This window comes from Ruegeria sp. HKCCD8929 (genome assembly GCF_013031405.1).
Classification (GTDB): domain Bacteria; phylum Pseudomonadota; class Alphaproteobacteria; order Rhodobacterales; family Rhodobacteraceae; genus Ruegeria.
Map to the genome: position 1 here is coordinate 382,549 of NZ_WPZY01000004.1, position 17,130 is coordinate 399,678.

18 protein-coding genes are annotated in these 17,130 nt (G+C 62.1%); 12 read left to right on the forward strand and 6 right to left on the reverse strand.

Translation table 11 applies throughout. The features are described from left to right. The 6 genes from GOX53_RS08955 (at window position 1) to iolB (ending at window position 7,574) form a co-directional block, all read left to right on the forward strand. Complete coding sequence (locus tag GOX53_RS08955) at window positions 1-780, forward strand: ATP-binding cassette domain-containing protein (RefSeq protein WP_171175468.1); 780 nt, start codon at window positions 1-3, stop codon at window positions 778-780. Continuing rightward, complete coding sequence (iolC, locus tag GOX53_RS08960; protein ID WP_171175470.1) at window positions 777-2,687, forward strand: 5-dehydro-2-deoxygluconokinase; 1,911 nt, start codon at window positions 777-779, stop codon at window positions 2,685-2,687. The genes GOX53_RS08955 and iolC overlap by 4 nt, the downstream gene beginning before the upstream one ends. Further along, complete coding sequence (iolD, locus tag GOX53_RS08965) at window positions 2,684-4,510, forward strand: 3D-(3,5/4)-trihydroxycyclohexane-1,2-dione acylhydrolase (decyclizing) (RefSeq protein ID WP_171175472.1); 1,827 nt, start codon at window positions 2,684-2,686, stop codon at window positions 4,508-4,510. The genes iolC and iolD overlap by 4 nt, the downstream gene beginning before the upstream one ends. An 85-nt stretch (window positions 4,511-4,595) precedes the next feature. Then, window positions 4,596-5,531 (forward strand): myo-inosose-2 dehydratase, encoded by a 936-nt coding sequence (gene iolE / locus GOX53_RS08970; RefSeq protein WP_171175474.1) that lies wholly within the window; start codon window positions 4,596-4,598, stop codon window positions 5,529-5,531. After that, window positions 5,528-6,703: a phytanoyl-CoA dioxygenase family protein gene (locus tag GOX53_RS08975; RefSeq protein WP_171175475.1), complete on the forward strand. Its 1,176-nt coding sequence runs from the start codon at window positions 5,528-5,530 to the stop codon at window positions 6,701-6,703. The genes iolE and GOX53_RS08975 overlap by 4 nt, the downstream gene beginning before the upstream one ends. A gap of 46 nt (window positions 6,704-6,749) precedes the next feature. Beyond that, on the forward strand, window positions 6,750-7,574 hold the full coding sequence (gene iolB, locus GOX53_RS08980) for a 5-deoxy-glucuronate isomerase (RefSeq protein ID WP_171175478.1): 825 nt from the start codon (window positions 6,750-6,752) through the stop codon (window positions 7,572-7,574). A 139-nt stretch (window positions 7,575-7,713) separates the two neighbouring features. Here iolB and GOX53_RS08985 read toward each other — a convergent pair whose 3' ends face one another. Genes GOX53_RS08985 through GOX53_RS09000 form a run of 4 tightly spaced genes read right to left on the reverse strand, consistent with a single transcriptional unit; the run spans window position 7,714 to window position 12,582 of the window. Beyond that, a complete protein-coding gene (locus GOX53_RS08985) occupies window positions 7,714-8,811 on the reverse strand; it encodes a flagellar basal body P-ring protein FlgI (RefSeq protein WP_171175480.1) in 1,098 nt (365 codons plus the stop codon). Next, the gene (locus GOX53_RS08990; RefSeq protein ID WP_171175482.1) at window positions 8,808-9,815 is read right to left on the reverse strand and encodes a flagellin; all 1,008 of its coding nucleotides are present in this window, start codon (window positions 9,813-9,815) and stop codon (window positions 8,808-8,810) included. The genes GOX53_RS08985 and GOX53_RS08990 overlap by 4 nt, the downstream gene beginning before the upstream one ends. 3 nt (window positions 9,816-9,818) lie before the next feature. After that, window positions 9,819-11,270, reverse strand: a complete 1,452-nt coding sequence (flgK, locus tag GOX53_RS08995; RefSeq protein WP_171175484.1) for a flagellar hook-associated protein FlgK — start codon at window positions 11,268-11,270, stop codon at window positions 9,819-9,821. A gap of 34 nt (window positions 11,271-11,304) precedes the next feature. Beyond that, window positions 11,305-12,582, reverse strand: coding sequence for a flagellar hook protein FlgE (locus tag GOX53_RS09000; RefSeq protein WP_254446520.1), 1,278 nt, complete (start codon window positions 12,580-12,582; stop codon window positions 11,305-11,307). Between GOX53_RS09000 and GOX53_RS29795 the strand changes: the two genes are divergently transcribed. After that, window positions 12,518-12,673, forward strand: coding sequence for a hypothetical protein (locus GOX53_RS29795; protein ID WP_254446522.1), 156 nt, complete (start codon window positions 12,518-12,520; stop codon window positions 12,671-12,673). The two genes, GOX53_RS09000 and GOX53_RS29795, sit on opposite strands and share 65 nt — an antisense overlap. 15 nt (window positions 12,674-12,688) lie before the next feature. Here the strand turns inward: GOX53_RS29795 and GOX53_RS09005 are convergent, their stop codons facing one another. Beyond that, complete coding sequence (locus GOX53_RS09005; RefSeq protein WP_171175488.1) at window positions 12,689-13,540, reverse strand: flagellar motor protein MotB; 852 nt, start codon at window positions 13,538-13,540, stop codon at window positions 12,689-12,691. 87 nt (window positions 13,541-13,627) lie between these two features. Next, window positions 13,628-14,962, reverse strand: a complete 1,335-nt coding sequence (locus GOX53_RS09010; protein ID WP_171175490.1) for a FliI/YscN family ATPase — start codon at window positions 14,960-14,962, stop codon at window positions 13,628-13,630. 87 nt (window positions 14,963-15,049) lie between these two features. On the opposite strand from GOX53_RS09010, the gene GOX53_RS09015 reads away from it, so the two are divergent. The 5 genes from GOX53_RS09015 to GOX53_RS09035 are packed head-to-tail and all read left to right on the forward strand — an operon-like array spanning window position 15,050 to window position 17,120. Then, window positions 15,050-15,430, forward strand: a complete 381-nt coding sequence (locus tag GOX53_RS09015) for a FlgB family protein (protein WP_171175492.1) — start codon at window positions 15,050-15,052, stop codon at window positions 15,428-15,430. Between the two features lie 11 nt (window positions 15,431-15,441). Continuing rightward, entirely contained in the window at window positions 15,442-15,828 is a 387-nt protein-coding gene (flgC, locus tag GOX53_RS09020) for a flagellar basal body rod protein FlgC (RefSeq protein WP_171175494.1), read from the forward strand. 12 nt (window positions 15,829-15,840) lie between these two features. Then, entirely contained in the window at window positions 15,841-16,131 is a 291-nt protein-coding gene (gene fliE, locus GOX53_RS09025) for a flagellar hook-basal body complex protein FliE (protein ID WP_171175496.1), read from the forward strand. A gap of 3 nt (window positions 16,132-16,134) precedes the next feature. Next, window positions 16,135-16,407 (forward strand): flagellar biosynthetic protein FliQ, encoded by a 273-nt coding sequence (locus tag GOX53_RS09030; RefSeq protein ID WP_171175498.1) that lies wholly within the window; start codon window positions 16,135-16,137, stop codon window positions 16,405-16,407. After that, window positions 16,407-17,120: a flagellar hook-basal body complex protein gene (locus tag GOX53_RS09035; protein WP_171175500.1), complete on the forward strand. Its 714-nt coding sequence runs from the start codon at window positions 16,407-16,409 to the stop codon at window positions 17,118-17,120. The genes GOX53_RS09030 and GOX53_RS09035 overlap by 1 nt, the downstream gene beginning before the upstream one ends. Window positions 17,121-17,130: the final 10 nt, after the last annotated feature.

A 17,130-nucleotide genomic window follows, 5' to 3' on the forward strand; every position in this document is an offset into this window, starting at 1 on the left:
ATGTCTGAACCTATCATCCAGATGAAGAACATCGAAAAGCACTTTGGCAGTGTGATCGCTCTGGCCGGCGTCTCGGTCGACGTGTTCGGAGGTGAATGCCACTGCCTGCTGGGCGACAATGGTGCTGGCAAGTCGACCTTCATCAAGACCATGTCTGGTGTGCACAAACCGACGGCGGGCGAGATCTTCTTCGAAGGTCAACCCATGAGCTTTGCCGACCCCCGCGATGCAATTGCGGCGGGCATCGCCACCGTGCACCAGCATCTGGCGATGATCCCGCTGATGTCGGTCAGCCGGAACTTCTTCATGGGCAACGAACCGGTCAAAAGCGTCGGGCCGCTGAAGTTCTTCGACCATGACTACGCCAATCGCGTGACCATGGAAGAGATGCGCAAGATGGGCATCAACCTGCGCGGTCCGGATCAGGCGGTCGGCACCCTGTCGGGTGGTGAGCGTCAGACCGTGGCCATTGCACGCGCGGTCCACTTCGGCGCCAAGGTGCTGATCCTGGACGAACCGACCTCGGCCCTGGGCGTGCGGCAGACGTCGAACGTGCTGGCCACCATCGACAAGGTGCGGAAACAGGGTATTGGGGTGGTGTTCATCACCCACAACGTGCGCCATGCCATGGCGGTGGGCGACCGGTTCACCGTGCTCAATCGCGGCAAGACGCTGGGCACCGCGATGAAGGGTGAAATCGAGCACGAAGAGTTGCAGGACATGATGGCCGGGGGGCAGGAACTGGCCCAACTCGAAGGGAGCCTGGGAGGCACCGTATGAAGGCGCTCGACGTCATCACGATCGGTCGCTCGTCTGTGGACCTCTACGGGGCACAGGTGGGCGGCCGGTTGGAGGAAATGTCCTCGTTCAACAAATATATCGGCGGCTCGCCAACCAACATTGCGGCGGGCACCGCGCGGTTGGGCCTGAAATCGGCTCTGATCACCCGGGTCGGGGATGAGCATATGGGTCGGTTCATCCGCGAGGAACTGGCACGTGAAGGCGTCGATGTGCGTGGTGTCAAAACCGATCCCGAGCGCCTGACCGCGTTGGTGTTGCTGGGCATCCGCGATCAGGAGCAATTCCCGCTGATCTTCTACCGCGAGAACTGTGCCGATATGGGCCTGTGCGAGGATGACATCGACCCTGCTTTCATTGCCGAGGCGCGCGCGGTGGTGGCGACTGGTACGCATCTGAGCCATCCGCAGGTTGAGGCCGCAACGCTGAAGGCGCTGCAACTGGCCCGCGAGAACGGCGCCCAGACGGCTCTGGATATTGATTACCGCCCCAATCTCTGGGGCGTGGCCGGCCATGGCGAGGGTGAGAGCCGCTATGTGGAAAGCGCCCAGGTCACCGAGAAACTGCAATCGACTCTGCACCTGTTTGATTTGATCGTCGGCACCGAAGAGGAATTCCATATCGCGGGCGGCACGACAGACACCATCGCCGCGTTGCGCGCCGTCCGCGCGGTTTCCGACGCGGTGCTGGTGTGCAAACGCGGCCCGATGGGCGCCTCGGCCTTCACCGGCGCCATCCCCGATACGCTGGATCAGGGCCAGATCGGCCCCGGCTTCCCCATCGACGTGTTTAATGTGCTGGGCGCAGGCGACGGGTTCATGTCGGGCCTGCTGAAAGGCTGGCTGGATGGTGAGGACTGGCCCACCGCGCTGGGCTACGCCAATGCCTGCGGCGCTTTCGCGGTCAGCCGCCATGGCTGCACACCTGCCTATCCCAGTTGGGAGGAACTGCGGTTCTTCCTGAACCGAGGCGTCAAGGAAAAGGCCCTGCGCAAGGATGGCGAATTGGAACAGTTGCACTGGTCCACCAACCGCAAGGGCGACTGGCCCGAGATGCGGGTCTTTGCCTTCGATCACCGCATCCAATTCGAAGAGATGGACGGCGCCACGCCTGCAAAGATCGGCGAGTTTAAGTCGCTCTGCCTCGATGCGGTCATGCAGGTGGCGAAAGGTAATTCCGGCTATGGCCTGCTGTGCGACTCGCGCCTGGGTCGCGATGCACTCTACAAGGCTGCCGGTCAGGGGCTGTGGATCGGCCATCCAGTGGAATGGCCCGCCTCGCGCCCCCTGACGCTAGAGCCTGAGATTGGCGAGGATTTCGGCGGGCTGGCCGAGTGGCCGCTGGAACATGTGGTCAAATGCCTGTGCTTCTATCACCCCGATGACAGCGACGAGATGAAGGCCAGGCAAGAGGACGTGGTCAAACGCCTGTTTGCCGCCGCCCGCCGCAACCGGCTGGAATTCCTGCTTGAGGTGATCCCGTCCAAGGTCGGCCCCGTTGACGCAGCCACCACCCCGGCGATCATCCAGCGGTTCTACGATATCGGTGTCTACCCCGACTGGTGGAAGCTGGAACCCTTCAAGACAGATGCCGAATGGGCCGCCGTGGTAGATGCGATCGAACGCAATGACGCCCACACCCGCGGCATCGTGGTGCTGGGCCTGGACGCGCCCTCGGAAGAGCTGTTTGCCTCATTCGCGCAGGCGGCGAAATTCGATCTGGTCAAGGGCTTTGCCGTAGGTCGCACCATATTCGGCGATGCGGCGCCGGCCTGGCTGGCGGGTGCGATCACGGATGATGAGGCCGTCGGGCAGATGGCAAAGAAATACTCAGATCTTTGCGTGGTCTGGAATCAGGCGCGCGCGCAAGCAAAGGAACAGGCGGCATGAGAACGACCCGGCTAACGGCGGCACAGGCGATGGTCCGCTATCTCTCGGTGCAATTGAACGAGGATGGCGAACCCTTCATCGCCGGGGTCTGGGCGATCTTCGGACACGGCAATGTCGCCGGTCTGGGCGAGGCGCTTTATGCCGCGCGCAACACGCTGCAAACCTACCGGGGGCACAACGAGCAGACCATGGCGCACGCCGCCATCGCCTATACCAAGCAGTCCAGACGGCGGCGTGCGATGGCCGTCACCTCCTCTATCGGCCCAGGCGCCACAAACATGGTGACCGCCGCAGCACTCGCCCATGTGAACCGCCTGCCGCTGCTGCTGCTGCCCGGCGATGTATTCGCAAATCGCGGCCCCGATCCTGTCCTGCAACAGATCGAAGATTTTGGCGACGGTACCATCAGCGCCAATGACTGTTTTCGCCCGGTCAGCCGCTATTTCGACCGCATCACTCGGCCCGAGCAGTTGCTGACCGCGCTGCCGCGCGCCTTCGCCACCATGACCGACCCCGCCGAATGCGGTCCGGTGACGCTGGCCTTCTGTCAGGATGTGCAGGCCGAGGCCTATGACTGGCCCGAGAGCTTCTTCGACAAAAGAACCTGGCACCAGCGTCGCGTGCGTCCCGATGAAAGAGAGCTCGCGCGGGTTGCAAACGCTGTGAAAGCCGCGAAAAGCCCGGTGATCGTCGCAGGCGGTGGGGTGCATTACTCGGGCGCTTGCGCTGAATTGCAGGCCTTCGCCGAGAAGCACCAGATCCCGGTGGTCGAAAGCCAGGCGGGCAAGTCGGTCCTGGCCTGGGATCACCCGCTGAACCTCGGCCCCGTGGGCGTCACTGGCGCCTCCAGCGCCAACGCCGTTTGCGAAGAGGCCGATCTGGTGCTGGGCGTCGGCACCCGCTTTCAGGACTTCACCACCGGTTCGTGGGCGCTGTTCAAGAACCCCGTCCGCCAACTGGTCAGCCTGAATGTCGCCGCCTACGACGCGGTCAAACACGGCGCGTTGCCGCTCATGGCCGATGCCCGGATCGGGTTGCAGGAACTCGGAGCGGCTCTAGGCGATTATGCCGCCTCGGCCCCCGACGCCACGCTCAAATCGAGCTGGTTCGCGGCGGTCGACCCGCTGACCAACGCGCCCGCAGACGGCAATGCCCTCCCCACCGACCAGCAGGTAATCGGTGCTGTGCAACGCGCAAGCGGCCCGGACACGGTGGTGATGTGCGCCGCCGGGACCATGCCGGGAGAGCTGCACACGCTGTGGAAAGCCCCTCGCCCCGGCGCCTATCACATGGAATACGGCTATTCCTGCATGGGGTACGAGATCGCGGGCGCCATGGGCATCAAGATGGCCGAGCCCGACCGCGACGTGGTCTGCATGATCGGCGACGGGTCCTATATGATGGCCAATTCCGAGCTTGCAACGGCAGTGATGATGGGTGTGAAAATCACCGTTGTGATCACCGACAACCGTGGCTTCGGCTGCATCAACCGGCTGCAAATGGGCACCGGCGGGGCCGAGTTCAACAACCTACTCGATCATGCACATCACGAAAACCCCTCGAATATCGACTTTGCGGCCCATGCCGCGTCGATGGGGGCGGCCTCGGTCCATGTCGGCTCGATTGCCGAGTTGGAGGACGCGCTGGCCCGTGCCAAGGCCGCTACAGGCCCCTTCGTCGTCGTGATCGACACCGACCCCTATCCCAGCACACCGGATGGTGGGCATTGGTGGGACGTGGCGGTGCCCGAAGTCAGCGACCGCGACGAGGTCAACGCAGCCCGCAAGGGATACGAGACCGCCCTGCGCGCCCGGCTGAACTGAACGCCCGCCCGGCGGCACCGCCGGGCCGCACGGACCCATCGGGTGGCGCCAACACCCGACCGCAATACATGAACGGACACCTGCGATGATCCTTTACGGCACCAACCCCATCGCCTGGGCCAATGACGACGACCAGTCTCTGGGCGCGCATATCCCGACCGAACAGATCCTGACCGAGGCCCACGAAATCGGCTTTGACGGCATCGAAAATGGCCACCGCTGGCCGCAGGACGACCCTGAGGCGCTGAAACAGTTGCTGGGCGGCTATGGCCTGAAATTCATCTCGGGCTGGCATTCGCTGAATCTGCTGGCCCATAGCGTTGAGGACGAAAAGGCCGCGATCCAGCCGCATCTGGACAAGCTCAAGCACAATGATTGCGCCGTCTGCATCGCCTGCGAGACCTCGAACTCGGTGCAGGGCCTCAACGTGCCGGTGAATGACGCCCCGGTTCTGTCAAACGAGGAGATGAGGGCGTTTGGCGCCAAGGTCGAAGAGGTCGCGCAATACTGCGCCGATCAGGGCATCGCGCTGGTCTATCACCACCACATGGGCACCGTCGTGGAAACCCCGGATGAAATCGACGCCTTCATGGCCGCAACCGGCCCCGCCACCAAGCTGCTCTTCGATGCCGGCCATTGTTATTTCGGGTCCAACGGCGCCGATCCCGCGCCGGTGTTGGAGAAATACGCGGACCGCGTCAGCCACTTCCACGCGAAGAACATGCGCCCGGCGGTCATGGCCGAGGTGCGCGAACGGGGTTTCTCGTTCATGGACGGCGTGCGCAAGGGTGTTTTCACCGTTCCCGGCGACGACGAGGGCGGCATCGACTTCGCCCCGCTGTTGAGCATTCTCAAGGACAAAGGGTACGAGGGTTGGCTGGTGATCGAGGCCGAACAGGATCCAGAGGTTCACAATCCGCTGCACTACCAGACGCTGGGCCTGAAATCCCTCAAACAGATGGCCAGAGAGGCCGGGCTCGACAGCGGCCAAACGACGGACCAGGGGAAGGAGCTGACATGACACAGGCCGAAGCCGGGTATGTCGGGTATTACGATCGCAACGCTTGCGATCTGGATGAGTTTCGAACGCTGACCTCGCAGTCCCTCGCGCCAGAGGCCGTCCCGCACGCCGTCGAAGTGCAGAAGAACATACCGCTCTATGACATGACGGCTCTGCGCGACCGGCTGGAAACGCCCGCCGCGCGCAAGGCGTTGATGGCAGAATGGGCGTGGGTTTTGGGCCAATCGGCCGGGGTTCTGGTGTTGAAATCGGCCTATGCGGATAAAACTGTTCTCGACGAGGCCACACGGATTTTTGACGAGATCATCGCGCAGGAACGCGAGGCTTCCGGCGGGAAGGGCGACCACTTCGCCGCCGCCGGTGCGAATGACCGGATCTGGAACTCGGCCCAGAAACTCTGCGAACGGAATCCGGACGTTTTCGTGCGCTATTTCGGAAACACCCCGATTGCCGCCGTATGTGAGGCCTGGCTCGGCCCGAATTACCAGATGACGGCGCAGGTCAACCAGGTCCGGCCCGGCGGCACGGCGCAGCAGGCCCATCGCGACTATCATCTGGGCTTTCAGACGGAAGATATCGCTGCGGAATACCCTGCGCATATCCACCATCTCTCGGCGGTGCTGACCCTGCAAGGAGGGATCGCCCACACCAATATGCCGGTGGAAAGCGGGCCTACGAAGCTGCTGCCCTTCTCACAGCTCTTTACATCCGGCTACGTTGCCTGGCGGCGTGAGGATTTCCGCGAATATTTCGAGGGGAACTATGTGCAACTGCCGCTGCAAAAGGGCGACGCGGTATTCTTCAACCCAGCACTGTTTCACGCCGCCGGCGCCAACACCAGCGCAGACATTCTGCGCATGGCGAACCTGCTGCAGGTCTCATGCGCTTTTGGCCGCGCCATGGAAAGCCTGGATCGGGCGGCGATGTCTGCCCTGCTTTATCCCGCGCTGGTTCGGCTCAAGGACCAACTGTCTGCCGGTGAAATCCGCGCTGCGATTGCTGCCGCTGCCGAAGGCTATTCCTTCCCCACCAATCTCGATCGCGACCCTCCGGTTGGTGGGCTGGCCCCCGAGACACAGGCAGCCCTTTTGACGCGGGCGCTTGACGTGGGGTGGAGCGCGGATCAGGTCAAAGCGGAACTGGACGCGCAAACCACACGGCGCGTCGCGTAAACCGGCGGGCCGATATGGCCCTGCATAAATGAAAAGGGGATGAACCGTGACAGACCTTCTGCGCAAACTCGTTGCCGAAACCGGCAAGGTGCATGACATCACTCCCGCAAACGCCCGCGGACCGCAAAGCCCCGACTGGTCCTATGTGGGATTTGGCCTTTACCATCTGGAGGCCGGTGAAACCGTGGCCGAGCCCACCGGTGAGACCGAGGTGATCCTGGTACTGGTCGAGGGCAAGGCCAAGATCGCCTGCGATACCGCCGATTTCGGTGAACTGGGCGACCGGATGAGCGTGTTCGAAAGGACCCCACCTCATTGTGCCTATGTTCCGAACGAAAACAGCTGGTCCGCCACCGCCACCACCAAATGTGTGTTGGCGGTCTGTACAGCGCCGGGCAAAGGCAACCACCCGGCACAACGGCTGGGGCCCGATGGTATCGAGTTGACTCCACGTGGCAAGGAGCAGAACATGAGATATATCAACAACATCGCCATGGAAGGCCGTGATGTGGCCGACAGCCTTCTGGTGACCGAGGTGTTCACGCCGGACGGCAACTGGTCCTCCTACCCCAGCCATCGTCATGACGAAGACGACTATCCCAACATGACGTACCTGGAGGAAACCTACTACCACCGGCTGAACCCATCCCAGGGCTTTGGCATTCAGCGGGTCTATTCCGAAGACGGCACGTTGGACGAGACCATGGCCGTCAGGGATGGCGACGTCGTTCTGGTTCCACGTGGTCACCACCCCTGCGGCGCGCCCTATGGTTACGAGATGTACTACCTCAACGTTATGGCTGGGCCGCTGCGAAAATGGCGGTTCAAGAACGACCCCGATCACGACTGGATCGCACAGCGCGACGCCTGAGCTGGTCACTGTCTGGCAGCGGATCGCGCCGGTGTCTCGCCGAGACTTGCCACTCCAGTTTTTGACCAAGGGATTTCGCGCCGTTGCTGCTCGACCCCCTTCAACCCCATCAAAACTCTTGGGGTTGGTTACGAAGAGGTCACCTTACAACAAACTCGGCATGAAGAGCGCCCGCCGCCTTGATCGTCTTGAGGATGTCGATCATGTCCCGTGGGGACACGCCCAGCGCGTTCAGGCCTGCCACCACTTCGGACAATGAGGTGCTTTCAGGCACCTCTGCCAATCGGGTTCCTTCCTCTTCCTCGATTTCGGCATTTGTCCTTGGCACCACGACGGTTTGGCCATCCGCAAAGGGATTGGGCTGGATAGCAATCGGGGCCTCCTCGACCCGCAAGGTCAGGTTGCCCTGAGACACCGCCACCCGCGAAATGCGCACGTCATCCCCCATCACGATCGTGCCCGACCTTTGATCGACCACAACCCGCGCTTTGCGCTCGGGCTCGACCAGAATGTTCTCGATCCGCCCAATGGCGTGGGCGGTCGAGACCGCCCGCGTCGCGGCGATGTTCAACTCGATGGTTCCAGAGTCCCGCATCAGGGCAACGGCGCGGTTGAACTCGCCATTGATGGCCGCCTCGATCCGACCGGCTGTTGTGAAGTCGGGTTCGCGCAAGGCTAGCCGCAACTGGGTGAGCGATCCGAGATCGAACTCGATCTCACGCTCGACGCGCGCGCCCGAGGGGATAACACCCGAGGTCGGCACCCCGCGTACGACAGAAGCCGCATCACCTTCGGCCACCGCTCCCCCGGCAAGTACCGTGCCCTGTGCGACCGCATAGATCTGCCCGTCAGCTGCGTTCAGGGGCGTCATGATCAGTGTGCCGCCCAGCAGACTTTTGGAATCCCCGATTGCAGACACCGTCACGTCGATCTGGCCGCCCACCCGAGCAAACGGCGGCAAACTTGCAGTCACAAAAACCGCCGCCACATTCTTGGGCCGGAACTGCTCGCCCGTCACGTTGACCCCAAGGCGCTCGAGAATATTCGACATGATCTCCTCGGTGAACGGCGCATTTCGCAATCCATCACCAGTGCCGTTCAGACCGACCACAAGGCCATATCCAACCAGGTCGTTGCCGCGCACCCCGTCGAAGTCCACCAGATCCTTGAGCCGGATGGAGTTCGCCAATGCAAGACCCGGCATCAGAAGGGCGATAAACACTAACAAAAATTTCATCTCAGGAAATTCACCAGTGACAGATTGGCATTTCGGACCGTTACGGAATACAGGCTTTCCAGTTGAAACTGTACGGTCTGCAGCCGCGTTGCGGTTTCATAAGGATCGGCCCCAATCAGTTCTCCCTTTGAGTATTCCAGGCTGGTTTTCGCGGCAGAGTTTCGGGTCGCCGCCTGATCGATGCGCGCCTCAGCCGCGCCGATCTGTGCTCTCAGTTGCACCATGTCATCCTTGGAATTGACCAGTTGACCTCCGAGTTCCTTGAACAGGGCCGTTCGCTGATCCGGGGACATAGCGAGCGTGGGATCGGAGGCCAGCGCAGCGACGGCGGCGCTGCGTAACGCATCCCGAAACGCCTGGTCGTCGGCCTTCAATGGCAGGCGGACCTGTTCGCGTTCCGAAATCTGCATCGGTGCCAGAACATCCGCCGATCCCTGATACATCACCGCCTCGAATCCCGCCGGATCATTGAACCAGGTCTCGGCTGCCTGCAGGATGTCGGACGCTGTGGTCAGACCGGTGAATTCCGCCCGCAATGCCGTCAGCAGTGTGTCCGGAGAGGCAAGCGGCGTTGCGTCGGTGGCAGTTCCTGCAAACAGACTACGGCCGCCGACACGCGTGTTCAGAGCCGAAATCATCGTGTCCAACTCGTCGGCTGCCTGCACGCTGGCCTGCGTCTGTGTCACCGCCTGATTGGACGTCCCAAAGGCCAATAGCGTCGACGAAAGCTCTGCGACACTTTTGTCGAACGTGGTCAAACTGATCTGCATCGCGTTCGCGAAAAGCCCGGCCTCGGACGTCGCGATGGAAAACCCGTCAAGGCGGGCCAGACTGCGGTCGATATCCGCGATCTGCGCGTAATCTCCGCCCAAACGCTCGGCCACATTGGCGACTTGCCCTGAGGACAACTCGTAGGACAAGGTTTCGATCTCGGTCTTGATCTGGGTGCTGCGGGTCTGAAGCATCAGCCCTCGGGCCAGATCGCCGATTGAATTCAGAGCCATGGTTTACAGCCTCAACAAGGTATCCATCAATTCATCGACCGTTTCGATGATGCGGGCATTGGCGGCGTAAGCCTGTTCGATCTGCATCATACGTTGCAGTTCGGTATCGGTATCCACGCCCTGTTCCTTTTCGATCCGCTCAAGCTCGGTTCTGGTCGTTGAGGCAAAGGCCATGCGCCCCGCGGTGGTATTGGCGTCCTGCCCGACCCGCGACAGCAGACCCTCACTGATATCCGCCGCCGTCAGGCTGCCAGTCCCGAACCGGGTCGTTGGCAGAGTGCGCACTGTCGTCAGCGCATCGCCAAAGGCTTTCAACTGCCTTGCGTCGCCCGGCGCGCCCGGGACCGTCGCCCCCAACCCAGCGCGCAGCTTCCAACTGTCGCCGCCATTGTCAGGATCAACAACGGTATTCAGCGCCAACCGTCCGGCCAGCCCGATCTCGACTGCCGGATCGAACCGGCTGCCGTCATCGGTGAAGAGGCCGACGTCGGTCGCGGCGACGGTCGGGTCCAGGCCCGGTGTTTCGAACCGCTCGATCAGGTCGCGCGCCAGTGCATCCAGATCTTGTTGCGCCTCAATCGCCAACTCATCGCGGATTTCGAACTGGGCCGCCAGGCTCCCGCCCCTGATCGCCGAGGTGCCACCGGAGGTCGCGACCGGCCGGCCATTGATCTCGAGCCCCGAAAGCAGCCCGTTGCCGACGGTCATATGCGGCATCGTATCGCCGGTCAGATCGAACGAAAGCTCTGCCGCCCGGTCGTCGAGCAGAATGGCGCCGCCATCGGAATAGAGGGCGATCCGATCATTGTCTCGCGCGACGATGTTGACCGGAACGATCTCGTTGATCTCATCGACGAGCACCTGACGTTGATCGAGCAAAGCGGCAACGTTGCCCCCCGCCGCCCGGATCTTGGAGAGCCGAGCGTTGAGGTCTTCGACATCCTTGAGCGCAGTGTTCAGACGGTCCACCTGCTGACCGATACGGCGATCCGCGTCCGAGCGCCTGCGGCGCAATCCTTCGGAAGCATCGTTGATCGCGTTTGCCAAGTGGCGTGCCTCGGTCACCGCCGTGTCCAGGCGTGTGGCGGACTCCGGCATGCTGGCTGCTGAAATCAAGCTGCTTTCGAAATTCGTTAGTTTGTTGGTGATCGAGTTCGGGTCATTGGCCGTGCCAACCAGTTGCTCCAACCCGCTAAAGAACTCCGAAGTGGCTTTGGCATGCGCATATCCCGCGTCGGCACTGCGGCGGTTTGCAGTCAGAACCGGAGCGTCGTGGCGGTTGACCCCGACCACCTGCACGCCATTGCCGGTCACGTGGCTTGTGGCCACTTCCAACGAGCGGCGCGTGTAGCCCGGTGTCAGCGCGTTCGCGATATTGTCCGACACCACAACCGAGGCCCGGCTGGCCGCTGAAAGCCCGCTCAGCGCGTTGTGGAAGGCGGTGGAAATGCTCATGGGAAAGGTCCTCTCATCAAATCAGGGGGCCGGATCAACGCTTGATATTCGTGGTTTCCTGCAACATCTCGTCCACGGTCTGGATCACTTTGGCGCTTGACGAATAGGCGCGCTGGGTCTGGATCATATCGGTCAGTTCACTGGCGACATCGGTGGTCGATTCCTCGCGCGCGAAGGACACCAGATCGCCGGTCGGGCCATCACCGGCATCCCACAGGAAATAGGTGCCGCTGTCGCGTGACGGGGCGTAGGTCTGGCTGTCCAGCGCTGTCAGCCCGTTGGGGTTGGGAAGATCCACCAGCGGGATCTGAAACACCCGGCGGCTGACGCCTGAATCGTAGAACGCATAGACATATCCGTTTTCATCAACCTCGACGCTGGTCATGGTGCTGACCGCGGCCCCGTCCCGTGTGATCGAAACGGGAGCGAAGGTGTCGGAAAGCTGCGTGATGCCGTTCGAATCGCCGATCTGGCCGATGTTGATCTCCATCGGACCACCCGCAACGTTCACGACGAAGCTGCCCGTGGCGGGATCATAGGCCCCACCGGAAACAGCCGTGACGCTGGCCAACGTTCCGCCGCTGGTCCGATTGTCGTCGAAGGTCAGGTTGTACTCACCGATCACAGCACCACCGGATGCCGTGTCACGCAGGACCATGGTCCAGGCATTGCTGGATCCGGTGGCCGGAACCGTCGGGATCAGTTCGATCTCGACATTCTCCGACTTTCCGAGGTTGTCGTAATACTCCACCGATAGCGGTTGCGTATCCCCCGGCGATCCCGCATCCGTCGCGGTTGCCGGCAAGTTCATTCGCAGATTCATCTGAGTCGTCGGCGATCCGGAGAGCTGATTGACGCTCAGCTGAACGGGCACCAAACCGGCCGATGTATCGCGGGGAAGGTTCGGGATCGACCCATCGGATTGCGCCGGCCAGCCCATGAGGACAAGGCCCGATTCCGAGACCAGATACCCCTGTTCATTGGTTCGGAACGACCCGGTGGTGGCCAGCAGCATCTCATTGGTGCCCGACGCGATCTGCGAGCTGCGCACAACCGGCAGCATGCCTCGGCCACGCACGGCGAGGTCGGTGGAGTTGTTGGTCGAAACCAGCGAACCGCGCTGGTCGATCATGCGCTGACTGGTCGTGCGCACGCCGCCCGCTGAATAGGCGCCGCCGGAATTGGTCGTAACCATCGAATGAAAATCGGTCTCCACGCGCTTGTATCCAAAGGTCGAGGAGTTCGCGATGTTGTCAGAGATGGTCGCCAGCCTGCTGGCATTTGCGGACAGCGCCGCAACACCGGCATTCAGCGAAGAGGAAATGGACATCGGCACGCCTTTCTTCTGCGTCAAACATGTGTTGATGCAACAGGTAACGCGCGGCGTCTTAACAGCGGGCTAACAGCTAAAATGCTCGCTATTCCTCGCCGGGGTTGCGCAGAAAGATGACCTCGATCCGGTTGTTGCGCGCCGCCATCGGATTCTTGTCCGCCAGTTTGCGGTCTGCATGCCCCGTAACTCGCTGAATACGCTCCGATTTCAGCCCTGCACCCTCCAACAGGTTTCGGGTTTTCTCGGCGCGCGCGGTGGACAGTTCCCAAACCGGATTTTCCGCCAGAACCACCGGGTGTGCCCGGATATGCCCACCCACGGCGATCCCGTTGGTCACCAGATCCGAGGATCGGGCAATCACGCGGATGAGATCCTTCATCAGCTGCGTAGGCCGGTCCGAGTTTACCTCAAAAAGCGGCGAATCGCTGGTGGCGAACAGTTCGACGATCAGACCCTCATCCGTGACCCGCGTCACGATATGCTGACGCAGTTTCTTGGACACCAGGCTCTCACCGCCACGCCCCAGCAGCTCTGCCTCAAGCGAAGTGAATTCCTCGTGCGCGCCCTGACCGCCACCCTCGGCGTTCACCCCGGTCGAGCCTCGCGCGCGCTTGGCCTTGGTCGGGTTCTTGTCGGTCGCCCCCGAGCCGTCCATCACCATCGTCTTTTCCGAGAACATGTTGTCGCCGCCAAAGGCTCCGTCCCCGCCACCCGATACCGGGTTGACCGGAATCGTTGGCGAGAAGTAATCCGCCAGACCCTTGCGTTGCTTTTCCGTCGTCGCGTTCAGCAGCCACATCAACATGAAGAAGGCCATCATGGCCGTGACAAAGTCCGCATATGCGACCTTCCACGCGCCGCCGTGATGGCCATCGCCACCGCCGCCATTACGCTTCTTCTTGATGATGACCGGCGCCGCATTGGATTGCGCACCCATCTCCACCACCTTTTATATCACCCGACAACCGGGATATCAGGGCAGGCGTTAAGAGATGTCTAACAACTAAAACTGTCTTGATTTCCGTCAGTGCGGTCCCGATTTCGCCCGCCGCAGAATCAGCGCCAACCGATTGAAACTGTTCGCAACGCCATCGGGATCGGGCTTGCCAAAGAAGCCGTCCAGCTCTCCCCAGACGCGCACGGCCTGATCCAGCACGGGGTCAGAACCCTCGGAATAAAGCCCGGCCTTGATCATGACCTCGGATTGCTCGTAACTGCCCAGCAGTTTGCGCGTCTCGGCAATCATCCCGTTCTCTTCCGGCGTTGCCGCTCCCGGCAGGCTGCGTGAGACCGAGCGGCTGACGTCAATCGCCGGGAATCGCCCCCGTTCTGCAATTTCGCGGTCCAGCACGATGTGCCCATCCAGAACCCCGCGCAGAATATCCGCGACCGGCTCATCCATGTCCGATCCGGCGACCAGAACGCTGAACACGGCGGTGATGTCGCCCTGTTCCGTCGTTCCCGGTCCGGCCCGCTCGCATAGCCCGGTGATCAGCGGCGTCACCGACGGAGGATAGCCGCGCAGCGCCGGAGCTTCGCCCATCGCGGCGGAAATCTCACGATGGGCCTCGGCAAAGCGGGTCACCGAATCGGCCAGAAACAGCACGTTCAGACCCTGGTCCCGCAGCATCTCGGCCACCGACATCGCCGCCCAGGCACAGCGCCTGCGCGCCAGGGCCGATTGGTCCGAGGTCGCGGCGACCACCACAGCGCGGGCCATCCCCTCGGCGCCCAGTGCGTTCTCCACGAATTCGTTCACCTCGCGACCTCGCTCGCCGATCAGCGCGACCACCACCTCATCCGCCTGCACCGACCGCGCCAGCGTCGCCATCAGGGTCGATTTCCCGACGCCTGACCCGGCAAACAGACCGATTCGTTGCCCCCGCACAACCGGTAGCATCGTGTTCAGCACCGCCAGCCCGGTCGCCATCCGCTCGCCCAGAGGCTTGCGCTCGACCGCGCGCGGTGGCGCCTGCATAATGTCCCGCTCATCGCCCCCGCGCAGCAGAGGCCGACCGTCCAGGGGCCGCCCGAACGGGTCCACCACGCGCCCCAGCCAATGCGGCCCGGGCGCAAAGGCGGGCATCTGCCGCAAAATCACCCGGTTGCCCAGTGATACGCCCTCAGGCGCACTATCGGGCAGCATGTGGATAGTATCACGCTCGACGTGCAGCACCTCACCCACCAGCGGCGAACTTGCATCGCGTTGCAACTCCAGACGGTCGCCGATCCGCGCCCTGTCGGCCAGCCCTCCAATCTCGATCACGCCGCGGGCAACGCCGGTCACGCGACCCACATGGCGCACCAGGCTCAGGCTGTCGAACTCCGCTTTCAGCAGCATCGGGTCAGGGGCTGTCATCGCGCCACCTCCATCTGTTTCCTGAAAACGGTTTCTAAAGGAATCGGGGTTAAGCCTTGATTGAAATTGATCGAGGGAGAAGCCCCGATGTTCTCTGATTTGAACGTCTTTAAGACGGCGTACGCCATGGCAACACATGCGGGACAGCGACAAGCTGTGATCTCGCGCAACATGGCCAATGCGGACACGCCCGGCTACCAAGCGCGGGATATCGAAGCCTTTGATAGCGTCTATTCTGGCGGTCCTCGCACCGAAATGATCGCCTCGCGCAACGGTCACCTGAACGGGATCGAACGCGGGGACTGGGCCGAGTTCACGCCCGAAAACCCGACTGATCCCAACGGTAACAGCGTTTCCATCGAAGATGAGATGCTCAAGGCCGTGGACGTCAAGCGCCAGCATGACCGCGCCCTCGCAATCTACCGCTCGTCGCTCACTATCCTGCGCGCCAGCCTCGGCAAGGTCTGAGGAGGCAGCTCATGAGTGATTTTTCCAAATCCCTTGCGGTCTCGGCCAGCGGTCTGCGCGCCCAGGCCACCCGCCTGCGTCATGTGTCCGAAAACATCTCGAACGCCGACACTCCGGGCTACCGGCGCAAGACCGTGCCGTTTGAAACCGCAAAGGGGGATGACGGCGATATGGTCAGGACTGGCCACGTTCGCCTCGACCGCACGCAACTGGCCCGAATCTACGACCCCTCGCATCCGATGGCTGATGCGTCCGGGAATTATGAAGGCTCCAACGTCGATCTGATGATTGAGATCGCCGACGCCCGTGAGGCGCAGCGCAGTTACGAGGCCAACCTGAAAATGTTCGATCAGACCCGGCAGATGTCGTCGGGCCTGATGGACCTTCTCCGCAAATAAAGGACGACCAGAATGGATATCCGCTCACTCTCTGCCGCACAGAGCTATGCCTCGGCGCGCCCGGCCACGCAGGCCGATCCCACCCACGAGGGTGCCACACAAGGGCTGCGCAACACTTTCCGCGACTTTGCGGCCACTCTGCAGCACAGCGAACAGGTGGCGCAATCTGCGATGGTCGGACAGGCCGACCCGCACGCGCTGGTGCAGGCGCTGGCCCAGACCGAGCTGGCGGTCGAAACCGCGGTGACCGTCCGAAACAAGGTGGTCGAGGCCTATCAGGAAATCCTGCGCATGCCGGTCTGAGCCATGCTAAGCGAAGGTCTCTTCTACGACACCCTGCGCCAGGCGCTGTGGATCGCGGTCATCACCTCGGTCCCGATTCTGGCGGTTGCGCTGGTGACGGGTCTGGTCGTGGGCCTGTTTCAGGCGCTGACGTCAATTCAGGAAATGACGCTGACCTTCGTTCCCAAGCTTGCCGCCATCGTCGTGGTGTTCTGGATCTCGATGGGTTTCATGACCCAGACGCTGGTCACCTTTTTCACCGCAACGATCCTTCCCCTGATTGCAGGAGGTCTCTGATGGGTTCCACCAGCTATATCACCCTGTCCCGCCAAACCGGTCTGATGAATGAAATCCGCGCGGTCGCCAACAATATCGCCAATGCCAACACCACCGGTTACCGGCAACAGGGCCTCGTGTTTTCTGAGTACATTCAGGACAGCCGGCATCAGCCCTCGCTGTCGATGGCGCGCGCGCAGGTGCGCAACACATCGTTGCAGCAAGGCGTGCTGACCCAGACCATGGGCCGGTTCGACTTCGCCATCGAGGGCGACGGGTTCTTCATGCTCGAAACCGACGCTGGCAACCGTCTGACCCGCGCGGGCAGTTTCACGCCCAATGCCGATGGCGATCTGGTGAACATGGATGGCCAGCGGGTTCTGGATGCCAATGGCGCCCCCTTGTTTGTCCCGCCCGACGCGCAATCGGTCTATGTGGCCAGCGACGGGACCCTCAGCGCCGATGGGCAACTTCTGGGACAGATCGGCGTTTACCGGCCCACCGACCCGAACGGGCTGATCCGCGAGGGCGGCGTGACCTTCCGCGCCGACGGCGGAACCGAGCCGGTGGATGAGCCGACCATCCTGCAGGGATTCCTCGAAGGCTCGAACGTCAACGCCATCGAACAGGTCACCCGCCTGGTCGAAATCCAGCGCGCTTACGAGTTGGGCCAAAGCTTTCTCGAAACCGAAGACGAACGCATCCGCAACGCCGTCAAGGCCTTGATGCGCTGATCATAAGGAG